This window comes from Scytonema sp. PCC 10023, from assembly GCF_963920835.1.
In the GTDB taxonomy this organism is placed as follows: domain Bacteria; phylum Cyanobacteriota; class Cyanobacteriia; order Cyanobacteriales; family Nostocaceae; genus Kalymmatonema.
This window is the reverse complement of record NZ_CAWUDP010000029.1, coordinates 26,672-49,778: the sequence shown is the minus strand read 5'-3', so window position 1 is coordinate 49,778 and position 23,107 is coordinate 26,672. Positions and strand designations below refer to the sequence as shown.

17 protein-coding genes and 2 pseudogenes are annotated in these 23,107 nt (G+C 44.9%); 8 read left to right on the top strand and 11 right to left on the bottom strand.

Going from position 1 to position 23,107, the window contains the following annotated elements; genetic code table 11:
- The first annotated feature begins 201 nt into the window (after positions 1-201).
- Positions 202-996, top strand: a complete 795-nt coding sequence (locus ACM0OZ_RS18790) for a PhzF family phenazine biosynthesis protein (protein ID WP_414584343.1) — start codon at positions 202-204, stop codon at positions 994-996.
- 307 nt (positions 997-1,303) lie between these two features.
- Here the strand turns inward: ACM0OZ_RS18790 and ACM0OZ_RS18785 are convergent, their stop codons facing one another.
- From ACM0OZ_RS18785 to ACM0OZ_RS18770, 4 genes are all read right to left on the bottom strand, one after another.
- Positions 1,304-1,675, bottom strand: a complete 372-nt coding sequence (locus ACM0OZ_RS18785; RefSeq protein WP_414584342.1) for a hypothetical protein — start codon at positions 1,673-1,675, stop codon at positions 1,304-1,306.
- 61 nt (positions 1,676-1,736) lie between these two features.
- Complete coding sequence (locus ACM0OZ_RS18780; RefSeq protein WP_414584341.1) at positions 1,737-2,105, bottom strand: pentapeptide repeat-containing protein; 369 nt, start codon at positions 2,103-2,105, stop codon at positions 1,737-1,739.
- Positions 2,087-2,407, bottom strand: coding sequence for a hypothetical protein (locus ACM0OZ_RS18775; RefSeq protein ID WP_414584390.1), 321 nt, complete (start codon positions 2,405-2,407; stop codon positions 2,087-2,089). The genes ACM0OZ_RS18780 and ACM0OZ_RS18775 overlap by 19 nt, the downstream gene beginning before the upstream one ends.
- Before the next feature lie 227 nt (positions 2,408-2,634).
- A complete protein-coding gene (locus ACM0OZ_RS18770; RefSeq protein ID WP_414584340.1) occupies positions 2,635-2,868 on the bottom strand; it encodes a hypothetical protein in 234 nt (77 codons plus the stop codon).
- A gap of 564 nt (positions 2,869-3,432) precedes the next feature.
- Here ACM0OZ_RS18770 and ACM0OZ_RS18765 point away from each other — a divergent pair.
- Positions 3,433-6,321: an ATP-dependent DNA ligase gene (locus ACM0OZ_RS18765; protein WP_414584339.1), complete on the top strand. Its 2,889-nt coding sequence runs from the start codon at positions 3,433-3,435 to the stop codon at positions 6,319-6,321.
- Positions 6,322-6,430: 109 nt separating this feature from the next.
- Here ACM0OZ_RS18765 and ACM0OZ_RS18760 read toward each other — a convergent pair whose 3' ends face one another.
- On the bottom strand, positions 6,431-6,628 hold the full coding sequence (locus ACM0OZ_RS18760) for a hypothetical protein (RefSeq protein ID WP_069348024.1): 198 nt from the start codon (positions 6,626-6,628) through the stop codon (positions 6,431-6,433).
- A gap of 124 nt (positions 6,629-6,752) precedes the next feature.
- Positions 6,753-7,289 carry a GAF domain-containing protein gene (locus tag ACM0OZ_RS18755; protein ID WP_414584338.1) on the bottom strand — a complete coding sequence of 179 codons (537 nt, stop codon included), beginning with the start codon at positions 7,287-7,289 and terminating at the stop codon, positions 6,753-6,755.
- 513 nt (positions 7,290-7,802) lie between these two features.
- On the opposite strand from ACM0OZ_RS18755, the gene ACM0OZ_RS18750 reads away from it, so the two are divergent.
- Entirely contained in the window at positions 7,803-9,038 is a 1,236-nt protein-coding gene (locus ACM0OZ_RS18750) for a sedoheptulose 7-phosphate cyclase (protein WP_414584337.1), read from the top strand.
- On the top strand, positions 9,038-9,868 hold the full coding sequence (locus ACM0OZ_RS18745) for an O-methyltransferase (protein WP_414584336.1): 831 nt from the start codon (positions 9,038-9,040) through the stop codon (positions 9,866-9,868). Before ACM0OZ_RS18750 ends, ACM0OZ_RS18745 begins: the two co-directional genes overlap by 1 nt.
- A gap of 95 nt (positions 9,869-9,963) precedes the next feature.
- On the opposite strand, the gene ACM0OZ_RS18740 is transcribed toward ACM0OZ_RS18745, so the two are convergent.
- Positions 9,964-10,815, bottom strand: a complete 852-nt coding sequence (locus ACM0OZ_RS18740) for an RNA-guided endonuclease InsQ/TnpB family protein (RefSeq protein WP_414584335.1) — start codon at positions 10,813-10,815, stop codon at positions 9,964-9,966.
- Positions 10,808-10,981 carry a hypothetical protein gene (locus tag ACM0OZ_RS18735; RefSeq protein WP_414584334.1) on the bottom strand — a complete coding sequence of 58 codons (174 nt, stop codon included), beginning with the start codon at positions 10,979-10,981 and terminating at the stop codon, positions 10,808-10,810. Before ACM0OZ_RS18735 ends, ACM0OZ_RS18740 begins: the two co-directional genes overlap by 8 nt.
- A 66-nt stretch (positions 10,982-11,047) precedes the next feature.
- Between ACM0OZ_RS18735 and ACM0OZ_RS18730 the strand changes: the two genes are divergently transcribed.
- The 4 genes and pseudogenes from ACM0OZ_RS18730 to ACM0OZ_RS18715 all read left to right on the top strand — a co-directional run.
- Complete coding sequence (locus ACM0OZ_RS18730; protein ID WP_414584333.1) at positions 11,048-12,388, top strand: RNA-guided endonuclease InsQ/TnpB family protein; 1,341 nt, start codon at positions 11,048-11,050, stop codon at positions 12,386-12,388.
- Positions 12,389-12,420: 32 nt separating this feature from the next.
- Positions 12,421-13,275 (top strand): CRISPR-associated endoribonuclease Cas6, encoded by an 855-nt coding sequence (cas6, locus tag ACM0OZ_RS18725; RefSeq protein ID WP_414584332.1) that lies wholly within the window; start codon positions 12,421-12,423, stop codon positions 13,273-13,275.
- An 8-nt stretch (positions 13,276-13,283) separates the two neighbouring features.
- Positions 13,284-13,495: pseudogene (locus ACM0OZ_RS18720) on the top strand (CRISPR-associated protein Cas4); the annotation flags it as partial.
- A pseudogene (locus tag ACM0OZ_RS18715) lies at positions 13,491-13,782 on the top strand (CRISPR-associated endonuclease Cas1); the annotation flags it as partial. The pseudogenes ACM0OZ_RS18720 and ACM0OZ_RS18715, both read left to right, overlap by 5 nt.
- Before the next feature lie 306 nt (positions 13,783-14,088).
- Here the strand turns inward: ACM0OZ_RS18715 and ACM0OZ_RS18710 are convergent.
- Genes ACM0OZ_RS18710 through ACM0OZ_RS18700 form a run of 3 tightly spaced genes read right to left on the bottom strand, consistent with a single transcriptional unit; the run spans position 14,089 to position 23,105 of the window.
- Positions 14,089-15,414 carry an MFS transporter gene (locus tag ACM0OZ_RS18710; RefSeq protein ID WP_414584331.1) on the bottom strand — a complete coding sequence of 442 codons (1,326 nt, stop codon included), beginning with the start codon at positions 15,412-15,414 and terminating at the stop codon, positions 14,089-14,091.
- Between the two features lies 1 nt (position 15,415).
- The gene (locus ACM0OZ_RS18705; protein ID WP_414584330.1) at positions 15,416-19,816 is read right to left on the bottom strand and encodes an amino acid adenylation domain-containing protein; all 4,401 of its coding nucleotides are present in this window, start codon (positions 19,814-19,816) and stop codon (positions 15,416-15,418) included.
- A 7-nt stretch (positions 19,817-19,823) separates the two neighbouring features.
- A complete protein-coding gene (locus tag ACM0OZ_RS18700) occupies positions 19,824-23,105 on the bottom strand; it encodes an amino acid adenylation domain-containing protein (RefSeq protein WP_414584329.1) in 3,282 nt (1,093 codons plus the stop codon).
- Positions 23,106-23,107: the final 2 nt, after the last annotated feature.

Genomic DNA, 23,107 nt, shown 5'->3' with positions numbered 1-23,107 from the left:
TTTATAAGCTAGTCCGAGCAATTTTTTGAATTAGTTACCACGCTTGTGGTAGATTCCTTAGCATAATCCCTGCAAAAATGAGTATTATCAACCGATGACGGCTAAATTGCTTTTTGGCTAGAACTGCCGCCTCAACCAGACTATTTATTACCAAACGGTTAAGTTTCACCACTATTCTTAATTTAAAACAAATTTGAAGATATGGGACAGACTATTACTCAAGTAGACGCATTTACTAACACACCTTTCGCAGGTAACCCCGCTGCTGTCTGCGTTTTACCTGCTCCCCAGTCGGAAGATTGGATGCAGAAAGTGGCGCAAGAGATGAATTTATCTGAAACTGCGTTTTTGGTCAGGCAGGAGGATGGTTTTCATCTGCGTTGGTTCACGCCTACAACAGAAGTGCCACTGTGTGGTCATGCAACCCTTGCTAGCGCCCATGTTCTTTGGTTCCAGGGAGATCTTTTACCTGATGAAGTCGCTCGTTTCCACACTAAGAGCGGACTGCTGATTGCCAAAAAACAGGGAAATTGGATTGAACTCGATTTTCCAGTGAATCATTCCGAAGAAACAACCGCTTCTGGAGAACTTGATGAAGCTTTGGGTGTCCCCATACAAACACTGATGAAAAATTCTCTGGGTTATTTGGTAGAGGTGGAGTCTGAAGATTTAGTACGACAAATGCAGCCGAATTTTGAGCTTCTCAAAGCGTTACCTCTTGCCAATGTGATTGTTACGAGCTCAGCACACACAGATTCAGAATACGATTTTGTCTCTCGCTTTTTTGCACCAGGAGTTGGAATTAATGAAGACCCTGTAACTGGGGCTGCTCACTGTTGCCTTGCTCCCTTTTGGCGCGATCGCCTAGGGAAGGATGAGTTTTTAGCATACCAAGCATCTAGCCGGGGTGGTGTGTTAAAGATTCGTTATGAAGGGGGTTCTCGTGTTTATCTGAGTGGACAAGCAGTTACCGTTCTCCGTGGAGAATTAATTTGAAATTGCTTTGAAAGCAACAAAGTGATTCGCCACGACCAGGGTGTAGGGTGTAAGGATAAAAAAATGACTACACCCCACACTTATTTACAGCGCCCTTCAAATGATTAGACGACAAATCGTAGGGGAGCCAGTGCGTTGGTGAGCCAGCGCCCTTTGGAGGGTTTCCCGACAGCCAGGCGACTGGCGAAAGGGTTTCCCGGCAGCCACGCATCTGGCGTTGGGCATTGCCCGTAAAAGCTTACGTAATCAAGATTTGAGATATTGTGTGGCAATGCCCTCCTTACAGAAAACCGCTGTAAAATCCCAGCTATACACCTGTTAACGAAACCTTTTTTTCTATACGAGTTTGTAAATCTGCCATCAGGGTTTCGCCACTGCGTCGGGCTTCCCAAGGACCAGAGCCCCAAGGTTTGAGGCTCCATTGTCCTTGCATATAATCTTCATCCTCTGAGATTGTGCCAACGTACGTAACTGGGTCAGGTGAAGTCGTGAAGTAGCGCTTGATAAAGCTGATACGACGCCCAACCACTTCACCAGTGAGCTGCGCTTCTCCCAAGTCACTGTCATCCAAAATCCTACCAGTCAATGCGTTACCACTCTGAATTAATGTCACTTCAAAGCGAGTAGGAATTCCTTGTTGCCAGTAAGTTCCCAGCCAAGTGCCACTTACATCAGCCATCAGATTATTCCATAACTTATCTCTATTATGCTTAAACTGTAGGCAATGAATATATATTTAGTCACAGCTTCCGCATATTTCTACTGATGGGGTCAAAACCTCTAGAAAAGCGGGTGCTGTCATCGTAGCAAGCCCCACTCAAATTTGCTCCATAAAGCTTGGCAAAGTTTAGCTTGGCTCCCCTGAGATTAGCTTCATGCAAGTTGACACCGCTTAAGTTAGTTCGCGTCAAGTTGGCTCCGGCTAAGTTAGCTCCTCCAAGGTTGGCTCCCCACAGTTTAGCTTTAGCTAAGTTTGCCCCACTTAAATCCGCTGCAAATAAATTGACTCCAGCTAAATGGGCTCCAATCAACTTGGCTCTGCCGAGATTTGTTGCTGGAAAATCTCTCTCTCCTGCAGCATAACGCCGCTTCAGTTCATCTGCATCCATGCTTGGTTCACCTTGCTCAGCAAACTAGAAGCTATCTGCTCCCATTCTTGATCTAATCCTACTTTTGACTCTGGCTGATCACTACGTCTGTACCAGTAACGGGCATTACTTAAATCGCCCTCTTTACGGTGTAGGTAGGCGTGAACCCAAGCACTATCTGCATCGCTGGCATCTTGTACTATTTCGTGTGCAGTGTTCCAGTCACCTTTTTTGTCGTACCAAAGGGCTTGCAACGCTTTTGGCAGTGACTCAGGACATTTTCGTTCATTTTCTATCAATTGCTTGAATTCTACTGAAGTCATCATATCTATCTAAAAAATATTAAGCCTCTATTTCTAGGATACAAATGAAGTTCATAAGAGTTGTATGCATTAAGCTGCTCAATGCACACAATCTCCCGATTACCTGTGATTTTTCTTAAAAAGCATACCGAATGTTGCATTGACATCCTCCCGCCGCTGACAAAAGTACAGGTACTGGGGGGGATTCCAAGAATCACTTCTTGGGCTTTCTCTTTCCGCGACTCGGCTTACAAAGGAGGAGTTTCCTCTCCCAAGGGGAGACGCCAAAGGCGAACACCCGCGCAGAGGTCGATGTCTCCAGAGGCGTTAGTTCGGACGTGACCCGCCGTACGTATGTAGCGCACATTCTTACCGCCTGTCTGGGAATACTTCTGCTCTTGCAGTTCGGGTCGCCATAAAATCTCTTCCGCCTGAGGATGCCAACCCAGATTCACTTCATGCAGTTCCTCTTTGTGCGTCAAGAAAATCACCTCCGCTTGTAGTTGAGTTGCTGCTTGGCTTGGAGTGAGAGAGTATCATCCACTTGTCTAAACACCTTACCGTATTCCAGATATGTTTATAAACTGGTCAGGTAAACCGTAATCAGCAAATGTTGATGCCTCTACCTCCGTGATTGTTCGCACACTACCGCCAATGGTCAGACAAAAATTAATTTGTCTGTATTTACAGCTAAAATTTTAGTTTATATAGCGGTTTGCAATTGAGTGAGGTACACAAAGAAATAATGAACCACAGATGGACTCTTGCGTGCGTTGCGGAGCCAGCACTGAAGACGGGTTTCCCGTCGCAGGTGACTGGCGTTGGGGTTCCCCCCGTTGAAGCAACTGCCGTACAGATGGACACAGATAAATTACTACTTCATTCAAACGAGAAGCGCTATATTTTCTCTTAAAATATATAAAAATTGATGATTTGCTAATTGCAAAAGCAAGTCCCAAAGGTAAGTTTTTTGCATACTCTTTTGGGCAGATGAAATTTATTTGTAGTAGTAATTACTATTAAGTGTTCCAAAAGCTTTGTTTGCTGTGTCTGAAGAAATAACTGTTAGTAACAACATAATTCTACAGGCTAATGCCTTCATCTGTTTTGCCCAAGTTGCAGAAAGTATCGCTACCACATCAAAGCGTACTGAAAAAGCTGCATTGCTGGGCGACTACTTCACCAAATTATCTGATAACAAGTTGGTACTTGCTGCAAGATATTTTTCCGGATATATATTTCCATTACGCGACCAACGCACAATTAATATTGGTGGAGCGGCGTTATTGACAGCAATGACAAATGTTAGTGGTGCTGAAAAATCAGAAATTCAAGAGAAGATAGTCAAAAAGGGCGACCCTGGAGACGTAGCATTTGAAATTTTTAATAAGAATTTCCAAGTAGAGCAACATCAGCCTACTCTTACCCTTTTTGAATTATCAGAAAAACTCGAAGAACTGGCAACAGCAAAGGGAACAAAACGCAAAATCTCTCTTGTTACAGATTTACTAAAACTAGCAACACCTTTAGAAGCAAAGTATATCGTTAAACTGTTAGCAGGTGATTTACGCATTGGATTAAAAGAAGGTGCTGTTGAGGATGGTATAGCCCGTCTTTTTAAAATCCCAGTTGCTAAAGTCCAATGGGTAAATATGCTAACTGGCGATATTGGTGAAACAGCAATTCTTGCTCGGAATAAACAACTTGACACAGCACAGATGCGGTTATTTCATCCGATCAAATTTATGCTGGCAAGTCCCGTTACTGATTTAACGGAAGTTGCAAAGCAAATGCCTTCGGGTTTTGCTGTTGAAGACAAGTATGATGGTATTCGCGCTCAAGTTCACATTGCGCGAGCTTCAGAAGACCAAGAAATTTTGCACGGCACAGTTTGTCACAATAGGCGTGTGGCAATATTTTCGCGCACTCTTGACGAAATTACATTAAGCTTTCCAGACTTAACGAGTCCACTGGCTGATTTGATATCACTTGAATCAGATGTGGGTGAAGCTCATGGTTTAATTTTGGATGGGGAAATTGTACCAATTAGAGGCAAAGAAATTTTACCTTTTCAAGAACTGCAAAAGCGCTTGGGACGCAAGAAAGTTTCACAAGAATTGCTGAATGACGTTCCCGTGGCATTTATTGCTTATGATGTGTTGTACGCTCAAGGACGCGTGTTGATTAATGAACCGTTTCAGACTCGGCGAACAATTCTAGAATCTCTACATTTAAACAGTGAAAGAGTGCGAAGTGGGATTCATAAACGATTCGCTGATATTTCCAGTTTAGATGAAGAATTTGCAGCCGCTCGTGGGCGAGGAAATGAAGGATTGATGGTGAAAGACCTCAATTCAACATATAAACCAGGTCGTCGGGGACGTGATTGGCTGAAAGTTAAACGGGCGATCGCCACCCTTGATGTTGTTGTTACAGCAGCGGAAGTAGGAACTGGTAAACGCAGTCGCTTTCTTTCTGACTACACTTTTGCAGTACGCAAAAGCGAAACAGACCCAACACTCTTAAATGTGGGCAAAGCATACTCAGGACTCACTGATGCTGAAGTCACTGAACTGAGTCATTGGTTTCGCGCCCATACTTTGCAAGAGTTGGAACACGGTAGGGTGTGTGTGGTGGAACCAAAAATGGTTTTGGAAGTTACTTTTGACCGCGTGCAACCATCGGAACGACACAATAGCGGTTACGCCCTGCGCTTCCCGCGTATTCTTCGGGTACGAAATGATAAGCCTGCTGAAGAAATTGACACCCTCGAAACAGTGCGGCGTTTGGCTGAAGTAGTCCCAGACTCTCCAACGGCAAAACCTCATTTAGAAGATGAGGAATCTTTTACTAAAGAGCGATCGCCCAGAGATATCAACACGACACCAACTCTTGAGGCTGCGCGTGATGCTTTTAAGGCTTTTGTTGAACGCATAAAAGCGCAGCAACGCCTTGTGATATTACACGACTCGGATGCAGATGGTGTAACGGCGGGTGTGGTGTTGCAGTTAGCATTGTCACGGGCTGGTTTTGGAAATGTGACGCGCGTTATCCCAGATCGGGAACGCAATGCTTGGACTCCTGCGAACCGCAAGCAAGTGCAAGCCGCTGCACCGGATTATTTATTTGTACTTGACTTAGGTAGTCAATCAGAACCTGTCATTCCTGGTATTCCTACCTGCTTTATTGATCATCACCGCCCAGAAGGAGTGCCACCAGGTGATACTCTTATCAGTGCTTATACATGGAACCCTGTACCTAACACGTCACTCATAGTTTGGGAATTGTCCAAGGTGATTGCAGAGGTATCAGATTTAGACTGGATTGCTGCAATTGGTACTATTAGTGACCTTGGTGAAAAGGCTCCTTTTGAAATGTTGGGAGTTGCTAAAACTCAGTACACTGCCAAGTATCTCAAAGAGGCAACTACCCTAATTAATGCAGCACGGCGTGCTTCTTATTATGACCCAGAAGTTGCTGCCAAAGTGTTACTTACCCACACTTCACCGCGAGATATTGTTAACTCGAATGCGGCGGAAGTTGAGCAATTGCGTTCTGCAAGGGCGGAGGTCAAAGCAGCAATGGACGAAGCAAGAAAAGCTGCACCTGTGTTTGCGGGGAATGTGGCTTTGGTGCAAATTAATTCACCTTGTCAGATTCACCCGTTAATTGCTCAAAGCTGGCGTACACGATTGCCAAAGTACATTGTCATTGTAGCCAATTCAGGTTACATACCTGGTCGAGTTAACTTTAGTGTGAGAACAAATTCTGGAATAAATGTGCTGGACTTCTTAGGCAATATAGGCTTATCTGAAGGTGAGGGCAATTACGGTCATGGACACGACTTTGCATCTGGAGGAAGTTTGCCTGTGGAGCGTTGGCAGGAATTGTTAGTTAAACTTCGCTTTGAGCAATTAACTCTAAAAACTTCTTAGTTGTCAGGGTTCGTGTTACTAGGGAAGTGCAGTTACTATACACATCCCTGATAACACGAACCCTGAGGTCAGCCTATATCACGGCGAAATTCACGTTTACCGTCACTTCTTACACTTGAGTGACATCTTCCTGATTTAACTGCTGCTCAACATTACTGATAGCAGCGTTTAGACCAGCAAGTTTAGTCTCTAAATCATCTCGCATTGTCTTGAGGAATCTCAGCTTACGCTCTAGGCGGCTTTTGCGAGAAACAGGCTCGCCAGTATAGCAGTTGTTATACCCAAAAGGAAAAGAAAACGGAAACATAGTTTGCTTTTTTAGAAATGACCCTACTTAAATTGTGGCTAAATCCTAGGCGAGATAGGGGATCACAGAGTGGGGGATAACCGACCTAGTAAGTAGGGTTTCAATGCTGTCCGCCCTGACATCCCTAATTAAAATTAGCTGCTTTAACATAAGCAGCCGCTAGGGGTGCTATTTTGCCTTCCACTTCAGTTACAACGGCGTGGTCAAACTCTGACCAGACTCGTTGACTTCCAAAAACACAGGGTTGCAAAATTCCCCATAGTTGACCGTCCCAGACAAGGTGGGAGTGAATTAACGCTCGATGTCCAAACTCCTTGCGCTCAAACTCCCGGTTGACGACCTCTGGACTCGCTGTTTCTACATCTTCAACATAGACAGAAGGGTCAGTTCGCAAAGCCGCAGCAAATAGGGGGTCTTCTTTAGGTAGAGATTCCGGTTCTGCTTTCCAGTCGGGGTCTAGGATTTCTGGAATTTCTTGGTTTCGTCGCCAGCAATAGGAGACTTTGCCAAGTTTGGTTTGAGGGTTTCTCAGGTAAAGGAAACAGCGATCGCACTGCAAGACTTCCCCAAGTACCCCAACCAAAGCACTAAAGACAGCATCCGGCTCTTTGTATGTATCTAGGATATTTTGTATAGCTTCTGGTAGATTTGAGTGAGTCATATGATGTGGTAATTAGTAGTTTAAATACAAACGATATCAAACGATATATAGTCCTGCTGTTTACTGAGATTCTCGCATTTTTATGAAACTTTTGAGTCATTTCGGTTACTTTGTATCCGATAGTTGGGAGGATAATAGAAAAAAAACTTAATTTCATTTAAGCAAATGTGATAATTTGATAAAGAGGTCAAAATACAATGACCATTAGATAGCTATCAACAGAGCGAAGCATGAGGAAATTTCTGCAAAATGTGGAATTTTAACCTGATGTCAGCGCTCTTTGGCTCACTAGTCAGCTAATCAAAATCAAATCAATTACTGAATAATGCTCAAAACCTAATTATATGGGAGGAGAGCATTATATTGTGTTCCCTTATTCTCCTCCAATTCTCTTATCCATTGAGCAGTTTGCTCAAGAGGATAGGTGTTTTGTGAGTGGACTGGAGTTACTACTATCTTGCGAATAGTCCCCCATATTGTTTGGGGGATAGTGTCAACTTTAGGTCAAAAAGAATGAGTACCGTCCAAACAAAGTTTGAAGCTACTAAAACCGCTTTTCACGTAGAAGCTTACGAAAAAATTGAGTACAGCTTGATTTATGTTAATGGAGTTTTCGGAATCGAAAATGCAGAATTAGCAGAAGTTTACAAAGATTTTGGACGCTGCTTAGCTGTTGTAGATGAAAATGTGTATAAACACTACAGCAGTCAAATTCAGCAATATTTCAAGCATTACGGCATTGACCTGACGGTTTTTCCCATCACTATCACTGAGCCAAACAAAACGATTGAATCGTTCGAGAAGATTATCGATGCTTTCGCTGAATTTAAGCTGGTACGCAAAGAACCAGTGCTAGTGGTTGGTGGTGGGCTGATTACAGATGTCGCAGGTTTCGCCTGTTCTACTTACCGCCGCAGTAGCAACTACATTCGCATTCCAACGACTCTGATCGGATTGATTGATGCGAGTGTTGCTATCAAGGTAGCAGTGAACCACAAGAAGCTGAAAAATCGTTTAGGTGCTTATCACGCTTCGCGAAACGTTTTCCTCGATTTCTCGTTTCTGGGTACTTTGCCAACAGCGCAAGTGCGTAATGGTATGGCGGAACTCGTAAAAATTTCAGTGGTTGCCAACAAAGAGGTTTTCGATTTGTTGGAGAAGTATGGGGAAGAACTACTGCATACACACTTTGGCAACATTGACGCAACCCCAGAAATCAAGGATGTGGCGCATCGGGTGACTTACGAGTCTATCAAAACAATGCTGGAGTTGGAAGTTCCCAACCTACACGAATTAGACCTGGATCGCGTTATTGCCTACGGTCATACTTGGAGTCCGACTCTAGAACTTGCTCCTCGCGTGCCTATATATCATGGTCATGCGGTCAATATTGACATGGCATTATCTGCGACAATTGCTGCGGGGCGGGGTTATATTACCACAGAAGAACGCGATCGCATTCTTGGTTTGATGAGCCGTATCGGTCTTGCCCTCGACCATCCCCTCTTAGACGAAGAACTTGCCTGGTATGCTACCCAATCGATAACCCTAACACGAGACGGTCTGCTACGAGCCGCTATGCCCAGACCGATTGGAAGTTGTTTCTTTGTCAATGATTTAACTCGCGATGAACTAGCAGCAGCATTATCAGAACATAAGCATCTGTGCAAAACTTACCCTCGTGGCGGAGATGGTGTAGAACAGTACCCAGACGCTCATCAGCCAGAACTTGTCGGGAGTGAAATGTAATGTCTCAAGTTGTCGAAAAGCCAAGCGCTAGACCTGTTACGCCGTTAGGGATTTTAGCTAAGCAGCTAGAAACCATTTTGCAGACATTAAATCAGCAAACATCTGATGAGCTACTAGCTAACCTCAATCAAGCATGGCTTTTGGCAGCAGGTCTAGACCCTTACTTAGAAGAATGTACCACCCGTGAATCACCTGCCCTAGCAGCGCTAGCTCAAAAAACGGCTCAGGAAGGTTGGAGTCAAAGGTTCCACGAGGGAGCTACCGTCCGAGAACTAGAGCAGGAAATGCTTTCTGGGCATGTGGAAGGACAAACCCTCAAGATGTTTATCCACATGACCAAAGCTAGGAAAGTGCTGGAAATCGGTATGTTCACTGGCTATTCTGCATTAGCTATGGCAGAAGCTTTACCGGCTGATGGAGAACTAGTCGCCTGTGAAGTAGACCCTTACACCGCAGAGTTCGCGCAAGCTGCTTTCCGGGAATCTCCCCACGGCGCTTTAATTCGTGTGGAAGTGGGTGCAGCACTGGAAACTTTGCAGAAACTGGCAGCAGCGAGAGAGTCATTTGACTTTGTGTTTATTGATGCAGATAAGCGGGAGTATGTCAAGTACTTTCAAACCCTGCTGGAGAAAGATTTGCTAGTCCCTGGCGGGTTTCTCTGCGTGGATAACACTCTACTTCAAGGACAAGTTTATCTCCCCGGTGAAAATCGCACCCCTAACGGCGAGGCTATTGCTCAGTTTAACCGTGTTGTCGCCGCCGATTCGCGTGTAGAACAGGTATTGTTGCCACTGCGAGATGGGTTAACCATTATCCGACGATTACCGTAGTTGTCATAGATCTAACCTGCGCTTAATTTATGCAGAGAGAACTCAGAATCCAGAATTACTGAAAGCCGCACTTATACTGTTCCGATACCAAAATGCTAACAATCGCTAACACTTTTTCCTCCTTCATCCTGGGGGTGACGGCACCCTTCCAGTCCAGAGGCTAACACGCTCGATCTGACCGCTAACTCCAAATTGATAGAGGCATTCAAGTCTCTATCAATTTGAATTCCACAACTAGAGCAACAATACGTCCGGTGTGATAAAGACAGTGTTTCTTTCACAGACAAGCAGTTAGAACACCGCTTACTACTGGGGAAGAACCTATCCACAACAACTAACTTACTGCCGTACAACTGACATTTATATTCCAATTGACGACGAAACTCGTAAAAACCCATATCCGCGATAGCTAAGGCAAGTTTATGATTTGCCAACATCCCGGACACGTTCAAATTCTCAACCCCGATTACGCCGTGGTTCTTGGCGATATAGGTGGTGATTTTATGCAAAGTGTCTTTACGGATGTTGGCTATTTTCCGATGCAGTCTAGCTATCTTGACTTGAGCTTTCTTCCAGTTACTAGAACCCGGTTGTTTATGACGGTTGAGCCAAGTCAGGCGAGCAAGCTTTTTCTCGTACTGCTTGTACGGCTTAACGCCATCAAACACCTGTGCTGTCGAAAGCGTAGCCAAGTGGTTGACGCCCAAATCTACACCAACAACATCAACTTTGTTTTCGGTAACTGTTGGTTCTACTTGAATCTTGAACGAAACAAACCAACGGTCGGCAGTTCTAGAAATTGTTACAGACTTTAAATTGGTGAAATAGTGGTGTCTGTGATGCCGTCTAAGCGTAAACTCCTGTTGTGTTGCAGTTCCTCTATATCCTGATTTCCTATTGTCTGTTGACCGAAGGTCGGAGGGCGCAAGCCCCTGAATTTTATTCATGGGCGACGCCGTGAGGGGATTTTAATCCCCGTCCTATTTTCCGTATCGCATCACGAATAACGTCATTGTAGTCAATTCCTTCAGACTCGGATATCTTCTGAACTATTCCCCACTCTTGCTCGCTTAATCGAACAGTTAACTTTTTTACTGCATATTTCTTTGGCATAGGAACTTATTTTGTGTTATCGTGGGTCTAACAGATATACATTAACACAAAGGTGGTGATTTACAAGTGTTGGTGCTGGAATACAAAGCCGTGATTAAACCCAGTCAATCAAAAGCAATAGACGAGGCAATCCGGACAAGTCAATTTGTACGGAACAAAGTGTTGAGATACTGGATGGACAATCGTGGTGTAGGCAAAAAAGAACTGTACCAGTACAACACTGCATTACGTGCTGAATATCCATTTGTTAAAGATCTAAACAGCCATGCAACTCATGCATCGGTTGAAAATGTTGAACGTGCAATCAACAGGTTTTTTGATAATTGCAAAAAGAATAAGCCGGGGAAGAAGGGATATCCACAGTTCAAAACAGATGCTCGTTCTGTTGAATATAAAACATCCGGATGGAAGCTACACCCAACAAAACGTCGAATCACTTTTTTGGACAAAAAGGGCATTGGGGAACTCAAACTATTGGGTAAATGGGATATTCACACATACCCATTAGACTTGATTAAACGAGTCCGGATTGTTCGTCGTGAGTCAAGTGGCTATTATGTTCAATTCTGCATAAAAGTGGATGCGACACCTGAGCCTAGGATTGGGAACGGCCAAGTCGGACTAGACGTAGGGTTGGAGTACTTTTACTCTGATTCAAACGGGTATCACGAAGAAAATCCCAGATTTCTCCGTAAAGCACACAAGGCTATCAAGCACGCTCAGCGACGCATCTACTCTAAGGAGAAAGGGAAAAACAACAGACGAAAAGCAATCCGTCGATATGCTCGCAAGCATTTAAAAGTAAGTAGGCAACGGGAAGAACACGCTCTTAGGGTGGCGCGTAACGTATGCAAGGCTAACGCCTATGTCGCCTATGAAGAGTTAAATGTTAAAGGGTTGGTAAGAAATCGTCGCTTAGCCAAGTCAATCAGTGATGTAGCTTGGAGCGCTTTTCGTCGTTGGTTAGAATACTGTGCTATCAAGTTCGGCACTCAAGTTGTCGCTGTTCCACCTCACTACACAAGTCAAAAGTGTAGTAGCTGTGGAAACATCGTGAAAAAGATGTTGTCAACCCGAACACACGCCTGTAAATGTGGATGTGTTCTGCAACGCGACGTGAATGCAGCGATCAATATTTTGTGTAAAGCAAAGTCTACCGGAGGGCATCCGGGAAGTAACGCTTGGGGAGTCGGAACCTCTACTCTTGTTGGGGCAACCAAGGCTTACGCAAGTTGCGACGATGAGCCAAGAATCCCCCGGCTTATAGTCGTGGGGAGTGTCAAACCAACAATCAAGATACTTGCGTTCTTCGTGATGAGTCATTTGAGGGAATTTGCGACGGGCGATCGCCTCCACCAACTTGGAAATATTCGGGCGATGTTTAAGCGCGTGATAGAAACTACATAGTGTTATGCAGTTTTTCAGTTTACAACAATCCCATGCCCCACAGCTTAGTCCTCAACCTACTTCCCCAATCTCCTATTCCACCACAATTCCTCACCGGCAGACATCTCCACGCCCTGTTTCTCAACCTCGTTAGTTCCGTGGATAGAGAACTGGGCGATCGCCTCCACGACTCCGGTGCAGACAAAGCTTTCACCATCAGCCCCCTGCAAGCTAAATTCAACCATACCAACAGGAACAAAATTTCAGATCACACCTTGCAATGGGATCATGAAAAACCGATTCCTATAGGAACTCCATGTTGGTGGCGTATTTCCCTACTAGATGATACCCTCTTTAGCAAACTAACCCAACTGTGGCTCAATCTTAACCCTGCCCAACCTTGGCACTTGGGTCCTGCTGATTTGTATATTACCAGCATTTTCGGCACTCCCCAGTTAACGCAACCTTGGGCAAATGCGACTACTTACGCCCAATTATACGAGCAAGCATCTGATCATGAGCGCCAAATTGCTTTAAGTTTTTGCACTCCTACTAACTTCCGCCAAGGTAATTTTGACACTGCTTTACCAACAAGAGAATGTGTATTTAACAGTTTGCTTCAACGCTGGAATAAATATAGCGGTATTTCTTTAGAACCCAATTTGACAGAAGTCATTTTTCCTAGTTTTTTTAATATTCGCACAGCCATAGCAGCCGACTCTCGTAGTAAATTTATTGGCTGTGTCGGCGAAATGAGCTATCGAATTATGGGAAATATTGACCCACTCATCATCAAACAAATTAACGCCTTAGCTAATTTTGCTCTCTATTGTGGTGCAGGACGCAAAACCACAATGGGTATGGGTATGATTCGACGATTAAACATGACAAAAAATAACTTTGACTGACAAACACTATGAGTAACACACAATATATTCCAATTGCCGCCCTCAATCAATATGCTTATTGTCCTCATCGTTGTTGGCGGATGTTTTGTGCTGGAGAATTTACCGATAATCAATACACAATCGAAGGAACTAGCTTGCATTCTCGCGTCCATACTTAGGGGAAGGACACCGCGAAGAAACTTGGCAAGTTCGCGCCATCTGGTTAAAATCAGAACGCTTTGGGATATTCTTTACTCCCCCATGACGTGCAAAGTGCGGTGAATATCGTCGGCTTCGACCCTTATACCATTTCACGCTCAGGCCTGATACAAATGATTGGTCTCTAATTCTTTCCCCCTGACCCCTGCGCCCTACTGCCTGCTGCCTATTTGTATCAACATTAAAGTAAAACGGTATTACCTAGGCTACTTGCACGTTGAACGTTACGGTCGCCCTTCCTTAGCATTGGATGTGATGGAAGAATTTAGACCAGTGGTAGTGGATGTAGTTGTACTCTCCGCAATAAATCTGTTTCCTGATCTTTTTGGGTAGTTTTTGGCGGTGAACCGTGTTCCAGGTTTCTGAGGCGATCAGTTCCGTTGGCACGGGCGAGATCATACTCAACACGGCGATCGCCTGAGCTTATCTAACTTCCAGGCAATCGCGCAGTCATCTTTGTGCACATAGTTGAGAGCTTTATTCAGCCTCTGTCCATTAAATAATTATTTGTCAGTTTTAAAGAATTAATGTCCAATTCTACGCTTGGGTCCTATTAACTTGATAGCCATTAATTCTATCAGCAAAGCTATTTTTGTAATCTTCTTTTTAGGTCTATTATGTGGTTTTACTTTTGTTTTCAACTGTGGCAGGAGCAACGTCCGCAATCGCATCCGGCAGTTGCTCCTCTAGTACCCGTAGAGGTAGATATAGATAGCCCCCAGCTGTTACTAGCATAGTGAGTATTCCTATCACAACAAACAACAGGGCAATGCCGTGTCCTTGCCCCACACCGATGATCCGCCCTATGCTAGCAGCCAATGGTCCTCCGACAGCAAGCAACGGCTCGAAGACTTGATCGGCTAATGGTCCTGCAATCAGATAGGCAAGCGGTAGGGATGCCAAGGCGAGCATACTCCGCACGGCAAACACCCGTCCTTGCACAGCAGATGCGACTTTGCTCTGCCAGATGGCTTGGTCGCAGCCATTGATAATTGACACCCCAAAATAGTATATGAAGGCAGCAGCAAAGAAGACCGGAACAGAAGGCATAAGCCCAGCAAGTAGTATGGACAGCCCACCTGATAGTGTAAAGCCAAACACACCACGGATGCGGTTCTTTGGACCGCCCCAAACGCTCATCACCAGACCGCCGACCAACATCCCGCTTCCACCAATGGACAGCACGGTGCCAAGTACAGTCGCTGAAGCAAACGCTAGTACCATCGGTGTAACTAGCACACTAACAACTCCGATTAAGAAATTAATAGCAGCAAAGAAAACCAACAATCCCAGTAGTCCCGGTCGATCTGTAATGTATGTCCATCCATAGGTAAACTCCCGCAATCGCCAACCTTGTCTGACTTCATCCTCTGCGGTAGTTTTCGACGTAGGGAATCGGACAAGCAGCAGCGTCACCAGGGAAAAGAGGAAAGTGAGGCAGTCAATCAGGATTACGCCCTGAATCTGAATACTGACAACCAACGCACCTGCTAACATCGGTGAGAGCAGCCGTGAAGCTGCCTCTGCAAGTTGCACCATCCCACTGGCGCGACCAAGGTGTTGCTTTGGGACAAGCATCGTAGTTGCAGCAGCATAGGCTGGCCACTGGAAAGCGCTAAAGGTCGAACTAACTGCTACAACCAAGTAGATGTGCCAAACTTCAAGCTGACCAGAAAAGAGCAACAGCGCAATAGTCAGCGTACTTACTCCTGCTCCTGCATCGCTAAATATCATACAAGAGCGTCGGTTCCAGCGATCTACAAGCACACCGACCAACGGTGATATCAAGATACTCGGCAGCATAGCGAACAAAGAAATGAGCGCAAATTGCGTGACTGACCCAGTATTCTGGTATACCCAGACACCAAGAGCAAATCGAGTCAGCCCAGAGCCAATCAGTGAAATAAGCTGCCCAAACCAGATAAGGGTAAATACTCGCATTCTACATGTGTGGGTGATTCAGAAAACCACTACGAGTGAAGTAACAAAAGTAGTTTTTCAGAAGATTGTCATCTATCCTAGGACAGAAAATACAAGTACTTGCCAGCCGAGCAAGCGTGTTTTGGCAATCGAACTGTGTCATTCTTGGTTGAGAGAGACTCTCTGGGATGGATATCTGTTCTTTGTATCTATTTTCAGGAAACAAAGGCAAAAGGGAATACAAAGTTGGATCTGAGGAATGCTTTGCAGCAGCGATCAACTCTTGTCGCCATTCGTCATAGGTCACTAGCCGCAGTGGATAGCCATAAAAACACATCCAGTCGATCAGTTTTTCCAGTTGAATTGGGTGGGGATTGAGCAAGTGAAAGACTTTCCCAATGGATTCTTTTTGCTGAGATAAATAAATGATGGCTTGACTTACGTAGTCTACAGGGGTCATGTCCAGCAAACCATCAATTTTTGGCACACTACCAAGCTGAATACAGCATTTAATCATGCTGCACATAAAATCATTTGTGTTCCAAACCCCTGTTTTGCTGTTTCCTGTTATTCTTCCCAGTCTATGGATACTGACAAGAAGCCCTCTAGAACGTGCGATCGCGACTAACTTTTCCGCCACCCATTTACTCTGAGCGTAGCCATTTTGGAGAATTCCATCATGTTCCAAACAGTCTTGTTCGCAGAATACTTGCACGTCAGAATCGCTCTGCGCGGGAAAAACAGAAAGGGTAGAAACGTAATGCACAGGTTTGACTTTGATTAAACTTGCCAATCTCAAAACTTCCTGGGTTCCGAGAACATTAGCCGCCTTCAGCTGCTCGTATGGATAAACAAAATTAACTAAAGCACCATTGTGATAAATAACATCTATCTTATTTGCGAGTCGTAAAAATTGTGCCTCAGAAAGTCCAAAAAGTGGCTGCGATAAATCTCCCACAACTGGGATAATTCTAGAACTGAAATGTTCGTTTCCAAGTGAATACATTTCCAAGTTTTTGCAGAGCTTATTTTTGCCTTCTTCAGCATTAGCAGCACGTACCAAGCAATAGATATCTGCTTGAGTTTTTTGGAGAAGTTCATCAAGTAAAAAAGCTCCTAAAAAACCTGTAGCTCCAGTTAAGAAGATACTCGCTGGCTCAGTTGTATACTCTCTTTGGATAGCTTCAGGACGAATTGTGGGATCAAGGACGGCTTCGGCTTGCAGTTCCGCAACAGTTTTCCCGCCAATAGTATCAAAACCTGTGTTTTGAACCATCTCAATACTTCCGGCTAGGCTAGCTACGGTAGGCATTTCAAACAGACTACGCAAGGGTAGCTCTAGTTGGAAAGTTTCTCGCACTCGAAAAATCAGCTGAGTCAGTAGTAAGGAATGACCGCCTAACTCGAAGAAGTTGTCGTTGATACTAACCTGCTCCAGACCAAGTAACTCAGACCAAATTATCGCTAACTGCTCCTCAATGGATGTACGTGGTGCTACGTAAATTGTGTCATCATCACAGCGGGTTTGGTTAGCTATTGGTAGCGCTCTGCGGTCTACTTTGCCGTTAGGAGTGAGTGGTAGTGCTTCTAACATCACAAAGACTTTTGGCACCATATATTCGGGCAACTTCTCCTTGAGAAAGCGGCGTAGTTCACTGCTCTTCGGAACTGCCTTTTGCTTCGGAACCACATAAGCCACTAAGTATTGGTTGCCCGTAGCGTCTTGTTGAGCCATGACTACAGCTTCCTTAACCTCTGAGTGTTGAGTCAGCACAACTTCGATTTCTCCAAGTTCGATGCGGAAGCCGCGCACCTTCACTTGATTATCAATGCGACCGAGAAACTCAATGTTGCCGTCTGCGAGATAACGCACTAAATCCCCAGTCTTGTAAAGGCGATCGCTCTCTTTTGACTTGTTAAAGGGGTTAGGAATAAATTTTTCTTCAGTTAAGTCTGGGCGATTAAGATAACCCTTAGCCAAACCAAGACCACCAATGTACACCTCACCCGGTACACCAATTGGTACTGGTTGCAAGTGAGAATCGAGTAAATAAATTTGGGTGTTGGCAATTGGACGACCAATCGGAACAGAATTTTTCAAATCATAATTTTGACAATTGTATACACTGCTCCAAACCGTTGCTTCTGTTGGACCATATTCGTTAAACAAGGATGTGTGAGGTAAGCTTAGGCGATGGCGTTCCACTAACTCTGTGGAACAAGATTCCCCGCCGACGATGACAGTGTGCAACTCGACAAGTAGATCCGGGTCTATGGTAGCGAGTAGGGTGCTGTAGAGTGAAGGAACACTCAACCAGTGTGAAACCTGATGTTGGACAATTAGCTTGGTTAATTGCCAAATATCTTTTTGGAAACCCTCTTGGAACAGCACCAGTGTACCGCCTTGACACAATGTCCAAAATATGCAAGCAACTGAAGCATCAAAAGCAAACGAGGGAATCAACAAGAAACTGGTAACGGGTTTTCGGTAATAAGCAATCCGCGCTCTTGTGGAGTGAACTAAGTTTTGCTGGGTAACGAGTACTCCCTTCGGTTGACCTGTGGAACCTGAGGTGTAAATAATGTAGGCTAAATTTTCAGGTGTAGTCTTACTGACGAGATTCTCTTCACTCTCGTGAGAAATGACTTCCCAGTCTGTATCCAGGCTAACTAGATGCAGTTCATCAAACTCTTGTCCCACAAGCATTTGCTTCTGAGTTAAGAGGACTGACACCTGTGAATTTGACAACATCCAGGTCAAGCGCTCTTGGGGATAAGTGGGATCTAAGGGTACATAAGCCCCACTAGCTTTGAGGATGCCCAACAACCCTATAATCATTAAGAGTGATCGCTCTACACAAATGCCCACCAGCACCTCTGGTCCCACACCAAGCGAACGCAAGTTATGTGCTAGCTGATTTGCTTTGGCATTCAGTTCCCGGTATGTTAACTGTTCGTTTTCAAAGACTACTGCAACGGCATCCGGTGTCTGCTCTACTTGAGTTTCAAACAGCTCATGGATACATAAATCCTGCGGATATTCTGTTTTTGTTTGATTCCAATCTACTAGCAGAGTCTGCCGTTCTGCTTCTGTCAAGATTGGCAAGTCACTGAGGCGTTGGTCGGGATTGACCACAATGCTTTCGAGCAAAGTCTGGAAATGCCCCACCACTCTACTAATGGTGGCTGCCTCAAACAGGTCAGTATTGTATTCTAAATTCCCTATTAATCCCTGCTGCGTATCTGTTATAGATAGAGACAAGTCAACTTTGGCTGTCTTGTTGTCAACCATTAGAGGACTCAGGATCAGTTCTGGTAACTCCAAGGGTGGCATCGGTGCATTTTGCAGGACAAACATCACCTGGAACAGTGGTGTATGGCTTAAGCTTCGCTCGGGCTGCATTTCTTCTACCAGCTTCTCGAAGGGCAAGTCTTGATGGTCATATGCCCCTGAGGTTACGGACTGTACTCGTAAAAGCAACTGCCGAAAACTGGGGTTATCCCCAAGGTAGGTACGCAAGACAAGGGTGTTAACGAAGAACCCAATCAATCCTTCAATTTCGGGACGATTGCGGTTAGCAGTAGGTGAACCTACTATGATGTCTCCTTCTCCTGTATAGCGGTAGAGTAATGTTTTGAATGCCGCCAGCAGAGTCATAAATAAGGTGATTCCTTCTTGCTGGCTGATCTGCTTAAGCGCCTGCGATAAATCAGAAGACAATGAAAAAGACTGGGTTGCACCTTGAAAATTTTGGACTGCCAATCTCGGACGGTCTGTAGGCAGTTCCAGGACGGGCAGGGACCCGACTAGCTGCTGCTTCCAGTAGTCCAAATGAGTTTTGAGTACCATCCCTTGCAGCCACTGTCGCTGCCAGATAGCATAGTCAGCGTACTGTATGGGCAATTCGGGAAGTGGCGAAGAAGTCCCGGTAGAAAAAGCTTTGTACAGTGCTGTCAGTTCTCGGATGAAAACCCCAAGCGACCAACCATCAAAGATGATGTGGTGTAGTGCCAGCAACAGCACATATTCTTGCTCGGCTAATTGTAGCAAGGTGACACGCAGTAACGGACCGTGTGCCAGGTCAAAAGGATGTTCTGCTTCCTCGGTAATCAGTCGCTGGACTTGGGCTGCGCGGTCTGCTTCTGACCATTCGCTCAGGTTGATCGCAGGTATGTCTATTGATCGGCTTTTGGCAATGACTTGCACCGGACTCCCATCCACTGTGGCAAAAGTAGTACGCAGTATCTCGTGGCGAGTTACGATAGTCTCAAAAGCCTGTTGCAGAGCTTCTACCCTCAATTTACCACTTATCCGCAACCCATAAGTCATGTTATATACCCGGCTATTCGGCTCTAGCTGATGCAAAAACCACAATCGCTGCTGGGCAAAAGATGTAGGAAAAACAAACACTTCTTCTGTCATTGCGCTCTTACAAATCCTTGTTGTGAATTTCAGACACCATCGGTAGTGTATCCAAAGATGCCTGCATACGGTATTGCTCACGAGACACTGGCTGTATTGCAGGTATCCGCAGATCCTCACCCGTCTTGATCACATGGGAAAGTTCGTGAATTGTAGGATGTTGGATAAACTCTTGCAAAGAGAAACTTAATCCTCGGTCATTAGCTCTGGATAGTACTTGAATGCTGGACAGAGAATCTCCTCCCAACTTAAAGAAGTTGTCGTGAATGCCCACTTGTTCGACACCAAGAACTTGTGACCAAATCTCTGCCAGTGCTACTTCGATTGGGGTGCTAGGTGGGACAAATACTGCTTCGAGATTTGGTCTTTCCTGGTCGGGAACAGGAAGCGCTTGACGATCTACCTTGCCATTGGGAGTCAGTGGTAGCGCCTTCAGCATCACGAACACCGAAGGCAGCATATACTCTGGCAAGCGATTTTTCAAGAAGCTACGCAGGGCATCAACTGTGGGGACTTGCTCCTTTTGTGGGACAATATAAGCTACTAAACGTCGGTTAGCGTGGATATCCTCTTGGGCGACGACGATCGCTGACTGTACGGTGGAGTGTTGATTCAGAACGGCTTCAATTTCAGTCAGCTCAATGCGATACCCTCGAATCTTGACCTGCTGATCGAGACGACCGAGAAACTCAATGTTTCCATCCGGGAGATAACGCGCTAAATCGCCAGTTTTGTAGAGGCGTGCGTTTGGTTCATCACTAAACGGATTGGGAATAAACTTTTGGGTCGTTAGTTCTGGACGGTTGAGATAACCCCGTGCTACGCCAAGACCGCCGATGTATATCTCTCCCGATACACCAATGGGTACTGGTTGGAGGTGAGAATTCAGTAAATATATCTGGGTGTTAGCAATTGGGCGACCAATTGGCACAGGATTGTTCAAATCATGATTTTGACAATTGTATACACTGCTCCAAACTGTTGCTTCTGTTGGACCGTACTCATTAAATAAGGATGTCTGGGGTAGTAATTCACGGTGTTGCTTAACAAGCTCTTTTGGGCAGGATTCTCCAGCTACAATTACGGTTTGCAGGCTAACTAGTTGCTGTGGTTGGGCTTGCTCTAAAATCAGCTTGTAGAGAGATGGCAGACATAATAAATGGGAAATTTGTTGTTGAGCGATCGCCTCTATGAGCTGTTTAATATCTAGTTGAAAATTTTCTGGTAAAACGGAGACAAAACCACCTTGACAAAGTGTCCAAAAAATGACGGCAACGGAACTATCAAACGCAAAAGGTGAAGTTAAGAGAAAGCCTGTTACCGATTGATCGTAGTAACAGATGCGAGCAGTTGTGGAGTGAACTAGGTTTTGATGCGTAACCTGCACTCCTTTGGGTTGTCCTGTAGATCCAGAAGTATAAATCAAGTAAGCCAGGTTCTCAGGAGTCGCTTCACTTTTGAAATTCTCATCACTTTCTTGGGCAATTGCATCCCAAAGAGTATCTAAGCAAAGTACTTGCGCCCCAATATCAGGTAACTTTTTCACCAACCGTTCTTGGGTCAATACGACTGATACCTGAGAATCTTGCAGCATATAAACCAGTCGTTGGTTTGGATACATTGGATCGATAGGTAAGTACGCTCCTCCGGCTTTGAGAATGCTTAGTATACCTACTAACATTTCCCAAGAGCGTTCTACGCAAATCGCCACTAATACATCCGGCCCAACTCCCAAAGCCTGAAGATGGTGTGCTAGCTGATTGGCTCTGGTGTTCAATTCTCGGTAAGTGAGTTGCTGCTTTTTAAACACCACAGCTACGTTTTCCGGGGTACGTTCTGCCTGTTCCTCAATAAATTGGTGGATACACTTGTCGTTAACATAGTCTCTTCTCGTATTGTTAAATTCAACGAGCAGTTGTTGTCGCTCGACATCACTCATCAATTGTTCTGGATTGTTAACAATACTCTGTGTCAAAGCTCCCAGTGTAGTGTTGGGATCAGCAACTAAATTGTTCAGCAGCGCTGCAACATGACTGAGCATTCTAGCTACCGTCATGGTACTGAAGTGGCGTAAGTCATAAAATATATTCAACGATAACTGCGACCAAGGTTTAACTAAGAAAACAACAGGATAGTTAGAGTTAATAACAGAGCGAACATTGTCAATCCTCAAGTTTCCTGTAGCTAAGCTAGAGATATTTACTGAAGAGTTTTCAAATACCAAAATACTCTCGAACAAAGGCATCCCTGGAGGTACTTCACTCCAATTCTGGATTTGGACTAGAGGAGTACACTCGTATTTACGTATAGTCAGCTGCTGGGACTGAAATTCCTTTAGCCAAGACAAGAGCGAAGCTTCACCAGACACGAGTACACGCACTGGCAAGGTGTTGATAAAGACTCCCACCATAGAGGAAACCCCTAGTAGGGTGGGCGGACGACCAGACACAACGCTTCCGTAGACTACATCTGCTTCACCACTGTAATAACTCAATAGCAAAGCCCAAACGCCTTGTATTAGGGTATTCAGTGTCAAATGATGTTCTTGTGCTAAAGACTTCAGTGCTTCTGTGGTTGCTAGCGACAGCTGGATTTGTTGTTGACTGAAACCTTGGTGCTGACCAGAGGAGCCATTGGTTATCCAGTCTGCTACCAAACGAGTTGGTGTTGTGAAGCCCTGAAGAACTTTTCGCCAAAATACCTCAGCCTCCGATAAATCCTGCTGCTTTAACCAAGTGATGTAGTCCCGATAGGGACGGTTTGGTTGCAACTGGAGAATTTGATTTTGGCAAAGTGCTTCGTAGAAGCAGAAAAATTCCTTGAGGATAGTGTTAACACACCAGGCATCCAGCACCAAGTGACAAATGCTCCAGATCAATTGATAAGTATCTACATCAGTCTGGATTAAGATGAGCCGCATCAAGGGTGGTTTAGCAAGCTCAAAGCCATGTTTGCGGTCTGCTTCCAGGTAACTTTGTAGTTGCGCTTGTTGCTCAGCAGTTGAGAGCTTACGCCAATCATACTGCTGTATCAGCAGTTTAGCTTGTCGGTGTACTATTTGAACTGGTTGATTTAGACCTTGCCATACAAAAGCTGTCCTTAAACTCGGATGTCGGTCTACCACTTGCTGCCAAGCCTGCTCAAAAGCTGAGACATCAAGAGTTCCGTGCAAGGTACATAGCGTCTGCTCAAAATACATCCTGGAATCTGGAGCAGAGAGGATGTGAAACAGCATACCCTGCTGGGTAGGTGAGAGTGTGTAGATGTCCTCTATATTTTTAGCTTCCATAC